Origin of the sequence: Paenibacillus sp. Soil522, from assembly GCF_001428245.1 — a bacterium.
Classification (GTDB): Bacteria; Bacillota; Bacilli; order Paenibacillales; family Paenibacillaceae; genus Pristimantibacillus.
The window spans coordinates 14319-28181 of record NZ_LMRV01000049.1; the positions used below are offsets into that span (position 1 = coordinate 14319).

The window sequence follows — 13863 nt, forward strand, 5'->3', positions numbered from 1 at the left end:
ATGCAGCGTTTAAAAATTATTGCCGGAGGCGGGGATCGCAAATGACGGAGGAGCAAGTTGAACCCATTTCGAAAGAACCGATTCTTTTACAAAACTATATTGGCGGTAAATGGATTGATTCGTCATCCGGCAAACAAGAGGCCGTTATAAATCCGGCAACGGAGGAAGTGTTGGCTTATGTGCCGCTTTCGGGCCGGGAAGATTTGGATCAAGCGGCAGCGGCGGCGCAGGAAGCTTTTCAAATATGGGGAAAAACGCCGGTACCGAGAAGAGCCCGCACGCTCTTTAAATATCAGCAGCTGCTGGTTGAGCATTGGGAGGAACTGGCCCGGCTGATTACGACTGAGAACGGAAAAAGCTATGAGGAGGCTTACGGGGAAGTACAGCGCGGCATCGAATGCGTCGAGTTTGCCGCCGGCGCGCCCACTCTTATGATGGGCAAGCAGCTCCCGGATATTGCTTCGAATATAGAGTCCGGTATGTACCGTTATCCGATTGGCGTTGTGGGAGGCATCTCGCCGTTCAATTTTCCGATGATGGTATCGTGCTGGATGTTTCCGCTGGCTATCGCATGCGGCAATACCTTCATTCTGAAGCCTTCGGAGCGCGCTCCGCTTTTGGCAGTCAGATTGGCTGAGCTGTTCACTGAAGCGGGCTTGCCGGCAGGTGTGCTAAACATCGTCCATGGCGCTCATGAGGTGGTGAACGCTTTACTTGCGCATCCGGATGTGAAAGCCATATCGTTTGTCGGTTCGCAGCCGGTAGCGGAATATGTGTATAAAACGGCCGCGTCTCACGGCAAACGCGTACAAGCGCTGGGCGGCGCCAAAAATCATTCCATCGTCATGCCGGATGCGGATTTGAGTCTGGCTGTACAACAGATCGTTACTGCGGCATTCGGGTCGGCAGGAGAAAGATGCATGGCCGCCGCCGTAGTTGTTGCAGTGGGAGACGTTGCCGATGCCTTGATTGAGGAGCTTAAGAAAGCGGCAGACGCTCTAAGCATCGGCAATGGCCTGACACAAGGTGTTTTTCTTGGTCCGGTCATCCGCGAGTCGCATAAACAGAGAACGGTCCGCTATATCGAAACCGGAGAAGCCGAAGGGGCGTTGCTGGTACGGGATGGACGCAGCGATGCCGCTTACGGCGAGAAAGGCTATTTCATAGGTCCTACACTGTTTGACCGGGTAACAACAGATATGACCATTTGGAAAGATGAGATTTTTGCTCCTGTCCTCTCGATTGCCCGTGTCGGCACCCTTAAGGAAGCGGTTGAAATGACCAACAAGTCGGCGTTCGCTAACGGAGCTTGTATTTACACCCAAAGCGGCAGCCATGTCCGTTACTTCCGGGAGAATATAGAGGCCGGCATGCTTGGAGTCAACCTGGGTGTCCCTGCCCCGATGGCGTTCTTTCCGTTCTCGGGCTGGAAAAACTCATTTTATGGTGATCTTCATGCGAACGGCTCTGACGGCGTCGAATTTTATACCCGAAAAAAGATGGTAACTGCCCGGTGGTAGAGGTTGGGGCCGGCTGATGCAAGGAAAAAAGATATCATTATTAAAGGGCCTCATTCGTTGCGGATGAGGCCCGTTTTTTTGAAATGCAGCTCAAGGGCTGAAAGGAGTGAAGTGGCTATAGTAGGGGAGCGCTTCTTTTTGTATGGTATACGGCTAAGGGAATCTCCCCATAAGCTGTTTAATAAGGCAATCTCCATACATGATTTTATTGAATAGTTATATGTATATATAAACCCGTTGAACGTTCGTTTAGCTCCTGAAGGGCCGGAAGGAGGACGTCTATGAAAGCGGATGCCGTGTTCGAAGGCGGAGGCGTAAGGGGTATTGCATTTATTGGCGCTATTCAAGTGATGGAGGAAAATGGATACGAATGGGAACGCATAGCCGGAACATCTGCAGGAGCAGTTGTGGCGGCGCTTCTGGCCTGCGGGTATAGTGCCCGCGAATTAATTGAAATTATGAATACGCTCGATTACTCCCGTTTGCTCGGAAAAACATGGGTTCATTATTTACCCTTTGTCGGGAAAGCGCTTCCGCTTCTTTTCCGGTCAGGAATTTACTTAAACACACCGTTGGAAGAGAAGTTAACGTACTGGCTGAACCAAAAAGGTGTATCTACCTTCGGCGATTTGCCGGATGGAAAGCTGAAAATTATCGCATCCGATATCAGCAGCGGAAAGATGCTGGTTCTGCCGGACGACCTGGTACGCTATGATATTTTACCTTCTCAGTTCCCGATTGCCGCCGCGGTTAGGATGAGCACAACGCTTCCCTACTTTTTCCAACCGTACCGGTTGCAAGCGAAAATAAGAAGAAAACCGTTTTATATTCTCGATGGGGGGCTTCTCAGCAATTATCCAATCTGGCTGTTTGATGTAGAGGGGATTCCGAATTGGCCCACTTTTGGATTCCGGTTATTAGGAGCACATACAGAAACCCCGTTTTATGATATTTATGGCCCCTTCTCGATGTTTCGCGCTATGTTCCAGACTATGCTTAGAGCGCATGATCAACGGCATGTGGACAAACACGCCAGAAAACGGACTGTTTTTATCCCAACGGGCCGGGTGACGACCACTCAGTTTTCTCTAAGCGCAGAAGACCGGGATATGCTGTTTCAGTCCGGGCAGCAAACAGCCCGTAAATTTCTGGCAGGATGGGATTATGAGAAATACGTTAAGGAGTTCCGAAGCTCTCACGAACCGGTGTAGGCGATAATACGTTTCAACCCTGTTCTTATGCTCATACCTTAATGGAACAGGGGAGGAATGAAAGTATGGCAAATAACGGATCATTATGTGATCGGTTCTCAACGATTATCGGTGGCCAAGCCGGCTTCGCTGGCGGAAAGTGCGTATCAACAATAAACCGGGATCAGATCAGAGCAACTATCTTGGGAAAAAGATTTAGAGCAACGTCTTCGTTTTCATTCGAATCCTTAAATCATAAAACGGGCAAAGCACTTTGTGTAGGCAGAGCAGTATTTTTACAAAAAGAAGTAAATACATTTATTTCGGCCATTCGCAATCAAGGAATAAAAGTGACGTCTGTACGAAATGAATGGCTGTTCGAGCAGCCCCGATTGATTTATATTAATATCGAAGCAGTTGAAAATCCGCTCTGTTTCGCAAGAAAAGTCAGGAAAGCGCTGGATGCTATTTAATGTAAGGGAAATTCCGGTTTTCAGGGAGTCGCGTGCTTGCACGCGGCTTCTTTTTATTTTTAGCTCCCAGGAACGAATTTCATCCTTATTTGCCTGGTATCGTATGTTATCCCAATTGTCCCCCTTTACAAAAACTACGTCCCCGTTTAACGGATACACAATACTTGGCCTATACCATTAAGGAGGGAAGAAAAAATTCGGATAGGCCGGGAGGAGAATAAATGATGAGATTAGTTCTGATGGGAGATTTGCATTATCACGAAATCGATAAGTCGGTTCCGGGATTGCTGGAGGCGCGGACTGCTTTCTATCACACCTTGCTGGGACGTTTTTTGGATATGGATGCCGACTTGCATATATCGCTTGGAGACCTTACGAATTTTGGATCATCCTTGGAGCTGGAGGAGGTTTACGGGCTGCTGCAGCGTGAGGATAGAAATTTTATCCATGTGCTGGGCAACCATGATCTCTATTGGCAGACAAGAAGGGAAGTGCTGGAGATTACGGGCCAGCAGCGTTATCACGCGATTGATACCGAGACCGCGATGCTGGTGTTTCTCGACACGGCCAAAGAATTGGACTTTGATGACTGGGGCGGCTGGCTTGACGATGAACAGCTGCAATGGCTGGAAAGCAAGGTAGAAGCATCCGGAACGAAGCCGCTGCTCGTCTTCGGCCATCATCCCGTTTATAACACAACGGCAAGATCGGAGAGAGAGAAAGGCTCAATCCATCCGGACATTGACATGTGGCGCATTTTGAACCGTAAAAAAGGGGTAGGCTTCTATTTCAACGGTCACACGCATGTGGATTCGATCGTTGCTCAAAACAACTGGACCTTCGTACAGTTATCCGCCTGTCTGGATCAGCATGGCTTCCGGATTGTGGAATTAGCGGATGAGGCGATAACCATTTCGGCAGTAGATATTACGGATGCAGACGTTCTGGAGAACGCCCCTCTGCTGCATCAGCATATGGTGCATTTCAGCCATAACCCTGATGCCCGGGGGACAGACGCGGACCGCGAGCTAGTTATTCCCTTGCTGACCGCTGCACAGCCGAAATAATAGGAGGAGGCGGCAGAGATGAAGAACCCAATGAACCATGACGTCTTTTTCAAAGGGCTCGTCACGCACAGAAGGATCGCTTCCATCAAGGATCCGAGACATATCGAAGTCGCTCTATCGCTTCGCAGTCAATTAAGCGGCATCTTTCTGTTAACGGGCCACATCGGAGTCGTAAAGGGCTATGTCGACGTGTTCAAGGAGCATCAGCTGCCGATCTTCCTGCATCTGGATAAGATTGGCGGCCTCAGCACGGACAACTATGGACTCGAATATTTGGCGAAGGTCATCAAGCCGACCGGCATTATTTCGACGAAAACCAATGTGGTGAAAACCGCGAAGAAAATGGATCTAATCACCATACAACGCTTCTTCCTCGTCGACACCGAAGGGCTGGACAATATCGCCAAGAGCCTTTGCCAGATCGAGCCTGACATCATTGAAGTGATGCCTGCCCGCATTCCCGACATGATCGGCAAGGTGAAAGCATTCACTTCGATCCCTATTATTACCGGGGGTTTATTATATGAGCAAAGCCATGCGGAGGAATGCTTGAAATATGGAGCAACGGCTATCTCATCGTCTAAGCCCGAGCTGTGGAGTGGTGCGGCACCTCTTCCAAACAAGAAGAAAGTCCGGCAAATCATATAAGTCTACCGACCGCGGGCGAATTCATATAATCTTTGCAACCCGATAACACAGCGTTAATAGTTGCCGAGTATCATTCATTATGAAAAGTAAATAGCAATCGGTTGGAGCATTGGAGAAACCTTATCCGCTGTGGACGTTTATGTCTACGGCAGGATTAAGGTTTCTTTTTTTATGCCGCCGGCCTATTCAAACAAAGAAAAGGTGGAGGATTGGACAATGGTTAAAAAGCTTACTGCACTCTCGCTGGCGATTTTCATGGTGGTGGTATTGGCGGCTTGCGGAGCGAACGACACGAATGGCAGCACGGGCAATGCAAACCGCGGGGCGAATGCGGAGAGCACGGATTCCGCGGCGTCCGAAAAAATTGTCATTAAGTACTGGTACGCGTTCGGCGACAAGATCGAGGAAGCAAAGCTGCACATGGTCAAGGAATTCAATGAATCGCAGGACAAAATCGAAGTGGTAGCCGAGCATCAAGGCGACTACGACGATCTTCATGCCAAAGTGCAAGCGGCGTTCGCAGCGGGAGACGCTCCTGCGGTATCCGATCTTGAAATTGCCTCTACCGGCGTATTTGCCCGCTCGGGCATGCTGCAAGAGCTGACGGCTTACGCGGAGAGAGATAAGGATCAGCTTCAGCTAGACGATTTCAATCCGGGCTTGATGGGGAACGCTTATGTGGACGATAAACTGTTTGGCCTTCCTTTCATGCGAAGCACACCGATTTTATATAAAAATGTCACGATGCTGAAAGACGCCGGCCTCGATCCGGAAGGTCCGAAGACTTGGGATGAGCTGGAGCAGTATTCCCGCGTTTTGAAGGAGAAAGGGAAAGTCGGAATGACGGTGGCTGCCGATATCTGGTTCTACGAAGGTCTGGTTGCTCAAAGCGGAGGCCGAATGCTGAGCGAGGACGGCAAAACGGCTGCATTCAATTCGCCGGAAGGCGTGGCGCCGGTAGAGTTTTGGAAGAGATTAGCGGGCGAAGGCCTCATCAAAATTCCTGTAGGCGACGAAGCGGGAGCCACGGCGGAGAAAGATTGGGCGAATCAAATGTCGGCCTTCAAGTTCGGCTCGACAGCAGGGGTAACCGCAAGTTTGGAAATCGCAAAGGGCAATGGCTTTGAATTGGTTACGGCGTTTATGCCTGCTAACGTCAGCTACGGCGTTCCAACCGGCGGCTGTCAGCTTGTTATGACGTCGAAGAGCAGCGAGGAAGAGAAAGAAGCGGCTTGGGAGTTCATTAAGTGGATGACATCCAAGGAAAACACGATCTACCAGCATAAGCATGTCGGTTACCTGCCGACAAGGCTATCTGCTGTGGAGAGCGAAGAGCTGAAGACACATTTTGCACAGTTTCCGCAGTTTAAAGTAGCCGTGGATCAATTGGAATACGCGAGACCGCGTCCGATGGAGAACGCATATCCGGAAGTAGCCAAGATTATTAAGGAATCGATTCAGAAGGCTATTCTTGATCCGAAAACGTCCCCGCAGGACGCGCTCAATGAAGCGGCTGAGAAAGCCAACAAGCTGCTTAGTAAATAATTAAGCTTTTGCACACGGCAAGCTGTTCAGTCGGGAGAAGGATTCCGGTCCGGGAGTCCTCTCCCTCTAAATCATAAGAGCTGAGAGGTTACACCATATGTTCAACGATAATTGGTTGTCCGAGATTAAAGTTATTATTTTCGACATGGACGGTACGCTGTACCAGGAAGACACATACCTGGAGCGCTATATTCGTTATCTGCTGGAGGGAACGGAGCACGAGGGGGAGACCGAGGCGGCTATCCGCGCGGGAAGAGCCATTTTAACAGGGGAGCATCCCTTCCAATTCGGCCATTTCTACCATACGCGGGATGATGTGGCGCTGGTGCGGCAGGAAGAAAGCTTCGTTCAAGGCTTCTCGTGGGAAGGGAACGCGATCGGTGAAATTGCCCGCTCATATGGAGCTTTATCGTCCGAGGCAGCTCATCTGATTCATATCGGCGATCCGTGGGGAGTTGCGGCGGTCGTCAGTCACAAATACAAGCTTCCCGAAGGGAAAAGGCAATCGGCGTTCGAGAGGGTCCGCAAGGAGATGGTTGCTGCACCCTATCATTTCGAGTTCCGCAGCGAGTTGTTTCAGGCCATTGAAGAGCTTGCTGCCGTTGACCGGAAGATCCTTATGACGAATACGTATTTGGAGTCGGGAATCGAGTTTCTGAATTACATGCAGATCCGCCATTTGTTCACAGAAGTGTATTGCGGCGCGGAGAAGCCGCTTGGCTTACGTTATTATTTCACGAAGCTGCTGGGACAGGGGTATCAGCCGCATGAAATTTTGTCGATCGGCGATAACCCGTGGAATGATCTGCACCCGGTCAAGCGGCTTGGCGGCAAAACCTGCTTTATTTCCCCTTATTCAAGCAGTGATCCTGAAAGCTGGAATTTGCGCCTAACGACTCTGGATGAGCTGGAGCAGCTCATGCGTGCGATTCAGGAATCCACTACAAGGAGGACATTAACGGATGGCGAAGATCGAGCTGAAGCATATAAGTAAGAAATTCAAAGATGAAACCATCATTGAAGACTTGAATTTAACGATCAAGGACGGGTCGTTCACCGTTCTTGTTGGACCTTCGGGCTGCGGCAAATCAACGACCTTGCGTATGGTAGCCGGACTTGAGAAGCAATCCGGCGGCGAAATATGGATTGACGACAAATGCGTGAACGATACGCCGCCCGGGCTGCGGGACGTGGCGATGGTTTTTCAGAACTACGCCCTGTATCCGACGATGACCGTTCGCGGCAATATCGAGTTCGGCCTGAGGAATAGAGGCGTTGCGAGGAACGAGCGTGAGAAGCTGGTGAAGGATATTTCGGAGATCGTCGGGTTAACGCCGCATCTGGATAAGAAGCCGCAGAGCCTCTCCGGCGGACAGCGTCAACGGGTGGCACTCGCTCGCGCGATGGTGAAGCAGCCGAAGGTGTTCATACTCGATGAGCCTTTGTCCAATCTGGACGCCAAGCTGCGGAATCAGATGAGGACGGAGCTGATTCAGCTTCATAAGCGGCTGGGAACGACCTTTGTCTATGTGACGCATGATCAGGTGGAAGCCATGTCCATGGGGGATGAGATCATCGTGATGAATAAGGGAGTCATTCAACAGGCGGACTCCCCGATGAAGCTCTATCATGATCCCGCAAATTTATTTACCGCTGAGTTTATCGGGACCCCGGCAATGAACATGATGAAGATGAAGGATGTGCATGGTTTGGATATTCAGACGGCCGCCAACATCGGTCATGTAGGGTTCCGTCCTGAGCAAGCAATCATTCATGCAAGTGCGGATATCGAAGGTTACGCCATAGAAGGCGACATCCTAACCCGCGAGGGCTTAGGAGCGGAAAATATTTACCAGATCCAAGCGCGGACCGGCGTCTTTTTTATCAAAACGTTTCTTACGCCCTTAGAGACCGCTGATCGCGTGAAAGTTACGATCCCATACGAGCAGCTCTATTATTTCGGGCTGAGCGGGGAAAGGCTGCGCGGCATCGAGGCAAGCACAAAACGTTTTGTCGCAGCCGGAGGGAACTGACATGACATTATGGGAGAAGCTGCGTCCGTACGGGATGGTAGCCCCGGCCATTATCATCTTTTCATTGTTCTTTATTTATCCGATTTTTTACATGATCTACTTAAGCATGTTCGATTGGAACTTTGTCAGCCCGACCAAGACGTTCGTCGGCTTTCAGAATTTTAAAGATCTTCTGCTGGAACCGGATTTCCGGCAGGTGCTCTCGAATACGACGCTCTATACGGTATTGACGGTGACGTTAACGACCGGAATCGCGTTGCTGCTTGCACTGTGGCTGAACAGGAAGAGTTTCTTCCACGGCTTCGTGCAGGGCGCTATCTTCAGCCCGCATATTATTTCACTCGTATCCATCTCGCTGCTTTGGAGCTGGCTGATGGATCCCGAATACGGGCTGCTGAACTGGGTGATTGGGCTCGCCGGCTTCGGCAAGCTGGATTGGCTGTCCCATCCGAGCACGTCGCTGATCTCGCTGGTCATGGTGGCCGTATGGAAAGGACTCGGCTACAACGCCCTTGTGTTTATCGCAGGTCTGCAAAGCATCCCGGGCGATATTTACGAAGCGGCTTCCTTGGACCGTTCCAAGCCTTGGACGACCTTCATGAAGCTGATCCTGCCGATGCTGTCGCCGACGATTTTCTTCCTCGTGATCATCAACATGATCGGATCGTTCCAAGTGTTCGAGACCATCGCGATCATGACGCAAGGAGGACCGGTCAATTCGACCAACACGCTGGTGTATTACATCTATGAATATGGATTCCGTTTCTTCAAGATCGGCTATGCCTCGGCTGCCGGCGTCATCCTGCTGGTTATCGTAGGGATATTAACGATGATTTACTTCAAGTTGCTGTCGAATCGCGTTCATTACCGTTAGAAAGAGGTGAAGCTGTTGAAAGCTGCAAACAATACGATCGGCGGTACTCCAATCGGGCCGGCTGCCGAGGACAAGTGGACGATTCTGCGCAGTAAACCGGCGATTTTGCGAAAAGCGTTACGGGCTGCGCTTCGCGTGTTTAATGTGGCCGGCCTGCTGGCACTGGTGCTGATCTTTGCCATGCCATTCATCTGGATGCTCTCCACGTCGCTGAAGACGCTGCCGGAGACGATGATATTTCCGCCGGAGTGGATTCCCAGCAATCCTGTTTGGCAAAATTACGCCGATGCATGGAATACAGGGCCGTTCCTGAGCTATTTCGTGAACAGCGTCGTTATCGCGGTCGGCATACTCATTCTGCAAATGCTGACGATTATTCCGGCTTCCTATGCTTTTGCAAGGTACAAGTTCAGAGGCTCAAGCTTTCTGTTCGGCATCGTTATGGTGACGCTGATGATCCCGGCGCAGTTAATCTTTCTTCCCGTCTACCTGGAGCTGAGCGCCTTCAAGCTGCTTAATACGCATCTCGGTCTCATTCTTCCCTTTGCGTCGAGCGCCTTCGGCATCTTCCTGCTGCGGCAGGCGTTCATGCAAATCTCGGATGAATTGCTTGAAGCGGCGCGGCTCGATCAGGCGGCCGAGTGGAAAATCATCGTCCGGATCATGGTGCCGATGGTGAAGCCGGTACTCGTCACCTTTGCTTTGTTCAGCTTCATTGCCCATTGGAACGACTACTTCTGGCCGCTCGTCATGACGACGAATGAAACGGCGCGAACGCTGCCTCTCGGCATCGCGAAGATTAGAGAAGTGGAAGGTGTCGCGACATGGAATATTTTAATGGCCGGCAACCTGATTCTGGTGGCACCGATTCTTGCCGTATTTTTCCTGTCGCAGCGTCAAATTATAAAAGCATTCGTGTATAACGGCGTTAAATAAAAGAACGGAAGGACTGAGACACTATGATTACAATCGTTGCTCACCGTGGATGGTCGGGGGAAGCGCCCGAGAATACAATGGCAGCATTCAAGCTGGCTTTGACGGAACCAGATATCGCCATCATCGAGCTCGACGTGCATCTATCGAAGGACGGAGTCCCTGTTGTCATCCATGATCACACGCTGAATCGCACGACGAGCGGCATAGGGCGGGTCAAAGACTATACGCTAGAGGAATTGCGCCGGGTGGATGCGGGCAGTTGGTTCGATCCGCAATTCGCGGAAGAGCGGATTCCGACGCTGGAGGAAGTGCTAGAGCTCGCGAAGGGACGCTGCATGCTGCATGTGGAGCTGAAGACGATGGGCGATGAGTATGAAGGAATGGAGGAGAAAGTGATTGCGGTCATTCATCGCCACGGCATGAAGGACGAGGTCGTACTCTCCTCCTTCGACCATGATTCTATGAAGCGGGCGAACGAGATCGATCCGTCCATCCGGACGGGGCTGATCTTCATGGGCAAGCCGATGCTGCTCGCTGAACAGCTCCGGTATGCGGGCGCAACGAGCGTATCTATGCATTATGCTTTCGTTACGCGTGATGTGGTGAATGAGATGGCCGAGAATGGGATCGACATGGGCCTGTGGACAGTCGATGACCCGGACATTCTTGCCGGCATCATCGAACAATATCCCGATATGCGCATTACGACGAACTATCCGGACCGCGTGCTCCGAATTGTGAGGCAAGCTCGTGTAACCTTTTAAGTCAACGGTTCAGTCAGGAAGGGGTGGAATGATGGCAAACCGAAAAGCAACTTATGTATGGCTTCGAGCCGGAATGCTCTTATTGATCCTATGCGGTGCGGCGTTAACCGTGTCCGCCTTTAGTCGCTATGCGGCGGAAGGGCCTCTGATCATCGCGCATCGCGGCGCTTCAGGCTACGCTCCCGAGAACACGATGGCCGCCTTCGAGCTGGCCGAGCGGCTTGACGCCGACTTCATCGAATTCGATGTGCGGATGAGCAAGGACGGAGAGCTCGTTATCATCCACGACGAAACGGTGGACCGGACGACGAATTTTAAGGGTAATGTACGTCAGTTTACGCTGCGGGAGCTGCAAGGCATGGATGCGGCCAGTCATTTCCACCCCTTATATGCAGAGCAGCCTATCGTAACGCTTCCGGAAGTGATGAGCCGTTTTGCCGGAAAAATCGGCATGCTTATCGAGATCAAGGATCCGCGCGCTTATCCTGGGATTGAAGAGAAGGTGGCTGAGATTGTGCGCCGGTACGATCTTCTTCAGGGTATGGAAGGAACCAAGGACAGTGCAGGTACAGAAGGCAGCGCAGGCATCATCATTCAATCCTTCGACTTCGAATCGGCGCGTAAAATTCATAACCTGCTGCCGGACATTCCCGTCGCCGTTCTTATCCATGCGAAACAGCACCCTTTGTCTGGCGGGACGCTTGATAAGCTCGCTTCTTTCGCGTCATATATGAACTACAGCCATGATCTGCTTGATAAGGAAATCGTCCGGGAAATCCATGACCGGAACCGGAAAGTAATGGCTTGGACGATCCGGAAGAAGCAGGATATGGAGCGGGTGAAGAAGCTGGGAGTCGATGGGATCATAACGGATTATCCGGGCATTTAAGGTAATGAGCGATCCCGCTGCTAAATGCAGAGGGGCATATTTACCATGCGAACGCAAATCCTTCTTCATTGCCGTAGATTGCGTTAATGTAGAGATGCGTCACGTGTTCGATTCCTTTAACAGGAATGGCGTAAACGAGGTCCCCGTCTCTTACCTGAAGAGCCGGGGGGCCGGATATCTCCAATAAATCGTTTACTTTTGCAGCTGCCTCTTCGGGAGACAGCTTCGGTTTTAACGGATCGTCTTGTTTATAATAAATAAAATAATTCGTGGCATCGAGCTCTAACAGCCTGCCTTTCTTGCGGTCGATCACGATGTATACTTTCTGCTGCACCATCTGTATGTTTTCCCTGATGGGAATGAACGTCAGGCGGAGATTCGTGTATTCGTCTTTGGTTTCATAAAGCTCGAGGGGTTCCTCGCCCCATCTGTCTATCCATTCTTTTGCCAATAAGATCGCTTTGTCCTTATCCAACTCGCCCAATGGTTCGTCGTGTTTCTCCCCGTTCAGCTTGTCAAAGCGCACCCGAAGAATATGGCCTCCTATTTTCGTAACATCAACGATATAAGGGCTGCTCAAAGCCTGTTTGTCATCATGAGCTGCGAATGAGGGCACCTCACCGAATAAGTTGTCGCCTCCGCCTCCGATGGAACGGATGGTTTGCCCGCTTGTCTTAGACCAGAGATCCCCCATAAACGTCTTGGCTCGCCGCGCCAGTTCCGCTCCAGTAAACTTTTTTTCGTCTTCGAATACAATGCCGGCTTTTCTTATTCTGTACGGGTATTTACTATACCAGAAATCATTGAATCCTTTGTCATTTCTCCCGATTGCCGGTAGAATGCTGATCTCTTGACCGAGATTGCTTACGATTTGTTCTACTTGTTCACTGCTGTCCGATTTATACTGCGTTTTATTAGCAATATCAAACAATTCCTTCATGTATGGACGCATCTTGCTCGCGTATTGACGCATGAGCTGTAAATTGTCCAATTGAGACGGTTTTAGCGCCGTCATCTTTTCACTGCCTGCGTATTCTAAATACCTGCTGCTCTCTCCCCAAAAAGAAGATGTATTCCCTGATAACGAATGTAAAGAAGGGACTGCTGCAGCTCCATACGAAGTATATTGGGCCAAATAGGAGGCCTGTTGATTGGCATCCTCAAGATAGGCTTGCCGTTTGGCAACGGAAGAAGCGGAGAGGGCTCCTGCGAGCGCGTAATCAAACTGGCCGAACGCGAACCACTGCATACTGACCCAAATATTCATATTATGATGAAGCTGCTGTTTGAGCCTGCCAACTTCTTGGTAAGTCCGGTACCCCCAGTTACTCCCGATCAGCAGAATGAGTACAGCAATCCCTGCTAAAAGTTTAATCTTTACCGGTGTCATAAAAAGTTCACCCAACCTTCAAGCGATTTGCTTACTGGCTTCATTAAAAAACCATTCAAAACATGAACCTAAATAAAAAGATAACAACTATCATTATCACCAAAGTAATAATAAAGCCCTTAAGATAGTTTTTTAAAAATTCGAACCCTTCTTTCCACTTTGAAAGTACAACAACGCCTGCTGCAATGATAGAACAATATGTAGCAAAACGTATAACTTTAAATATATATTCTCGTAGAGGTACTGTGTATGAAGTGAATACCCCATTTGATTGTATTACTTGTATATCAGGGTAATACAATATAGCGATAAAAATTCCTACAACAAAACTATAAATTATTGACTTAAGAAATAACTTTTCCATTAAAATTCTACCCTTTCCATTACCCTTACTGGAACAAAAATAACTTAAAAAACTTTTTTCAATAGTTGACTTTGTTTCCTGTACCATATTTTGCAACTTCCTAAGTTTTTAGTCTCCCTGTACCCACTCAATTTTACTATATTTCGGAAAAAATGAGTAATATTTCGCAA

The 13863-nt window shown here is 49.8% G+C and carries 14 protein-coding genes; 12 read left to right on the forward strand and 2 right to left on the reverse strand.

The window, feature by feature from the left end; translation table 11 throughout:
- Positions 1-41 precede the first annotated feature (41 nt).
- From ASG81_RS16365 to ASG81_RS16420, 12 genes are all read left to right on the forward strand, one after another.
- A complete protein-coding gene (locus ASG81_RS16365; protein WP_056636354.1) occupies positions 42-1520 on the forward strand; it encodes a CoA-acylating methylmalonate-semialdehyde dehydrogenase in 1479 nt (492 codons plus the stop codon).
- A 281-nt stretch (positions 1521-1801) separates the two neighbouring features.
- Positions 1802-2731: a patatin-like phospholipase family protein gene (locus tag ASG81_RS16370; protein WP_056636356.1), complete on the forward strand. Its 930-nt coding sequence runs from the start codon at positions 1802-1804 to the stop codon at positions 2729-2731.
- Positions 2732-2796: 65 nt separating this feature from the next.
- Positions 2797-3183 carry a DUF1259 domain-containing protein gene (locus ASG81_RS16375; protein WP_056636358.1) on the forward strand — a complete coding sequence of 129 codons (387 nt, stop codon included), beginning with the start codon at positions 2797-2799 and terminating at the stop codon, positions 3181-3183.
- Positions 3184-3404: 221 nt separating this feature from the next.
- Entirely contained in the window at positions 3405-4250 is an 846-nt protein-coding gene (locus ASG81_RS16380; protein ID WP_235548900.1) for a metallophosphoesterase family protein, read from the forward strand.
- An 18-nt stretch (positions 4251-4268) separates the two neighbouring features.
- Positions 4269-4898, forward strand: coding sequence for a glycerol-3-phosphate responsive antiterminator (locus tag ASG81_RS16385; protein WP_056636361.1), 630 nt, complete (start codon positions 4269-4271; stop codon positions 4896-4898).
- A gap of 216 nt (positions 4899-5114) precedes the next feature.
- Positions 5115-6443 carry an ABC transporter substrate-binding protein gene (locus ASG81_RS16390; RefSeq protein WP_056636420.1) on the forward strand — a complete coding sequence of 443 codons (1329 nt, stop codon included), beginning with the start codon at positions 5115-5117 and terminating at the stop codon, positions 6441-6443.
- Positions 6444-6540: 97 nt separating this feature from the next.
- Positions 6541-7437, forward strand: a complete 897-nt coding sequence (locus ASG81_RS16395; RefSeq protein WP_056636363.1) for an HAD family hydrolase — start codon at positions 6541-6543, stop codon at positions 7435-7437.
- Positions 7406-8476 carry an ABC transporter ATP-binding protein gene (locus tag ASG81_RS16400; RefSeq protein ID WP_056636364.1) on the forward strand — a complete coding sequence of 357 codons (1071 nt, stop codon included), beginning with the start codon at positions 7406-7408 and terminating at the stop codon, positions 8474-8476. The genes ASG81_RS16395 and ASG81_RS16400 overlap by 32 nt, the downstream gene beginning before the upstream one ends.
- A 1-nt stretch (position 8477) precedes the next feature.
- A complete protein-coding gene (locus ASG81_RS16405) occupies positions 8478-9350 on the forward strand; it encodes a carbohydrate ABC transporter permease (protein WP_056636366.1) in 873 nt (290 codons plus the stop codon).
- Between the two features lie 105 nt (positions 9351-9455).
- Positions 9456-10286, forward strand: a complete 831-nt coding sequence (locus tag ASG81_RS16410) for a carbohydrate ABC transporter permease (protein WP_056636422.1) — start codon at positions 9456-9458, stop codon at positions 10284-10286.
- A gap of 23 nt (positions 10287-10309) precedes the next feature.
- Positions 10310-11050, forward strand: coding sequence for a glycerophosphodiester phosphodiesterase (locus ASG81_RS16415; RefSeq protein WP_056636368.1), 741 nt, complete (start codon positions 10310-10312; stop codon positions 11048-11050).
- 28 nt (positions 11051-11078) lie between these two features.
- Positions 11079-11939, forward strand: a complete 861-nt coding sequence (locus tag ASG81_RS16420; protein ID WP_056636370.1) for a glycerophosphodiester phosphodiesterase — start codon at positions 11079-11081, stop codon at positions 11937-11939.
- Between the two features lie 40 nt (positions 11940-11979).
- Here ASG81_RS16420 and ASG81_RS16425 read toward each other — a convergent pair whose 3' ends face one another.
- Both ASG81_RS16425 and ASG81_RS16430 read right to left on the reverse strand, forming a co-directional pair.
- Entirely contained in the window at positions 11980-13329 is a 1350-nt protein-coding gene (locus ASG81_RS16425) for a PepSY1/2 domain-containing protein (RefSeq protein ID WP_056636372.1), read from the reverse strand.
- Positions 13330-13384: 55 nt separating this feature from the next.
- Complete coding sequence (locus ASG81_RS16430) at positions 13385-13780, reverse strand: hypothetical protein (RefSeq protein ID WP_056636374.1); 396 nt, start codon at positions 13778-13780, stop codon at positions 13385-13387.
- Between the last annotated feature and the right edge of the window lie 83 nt (positions 13781-13863).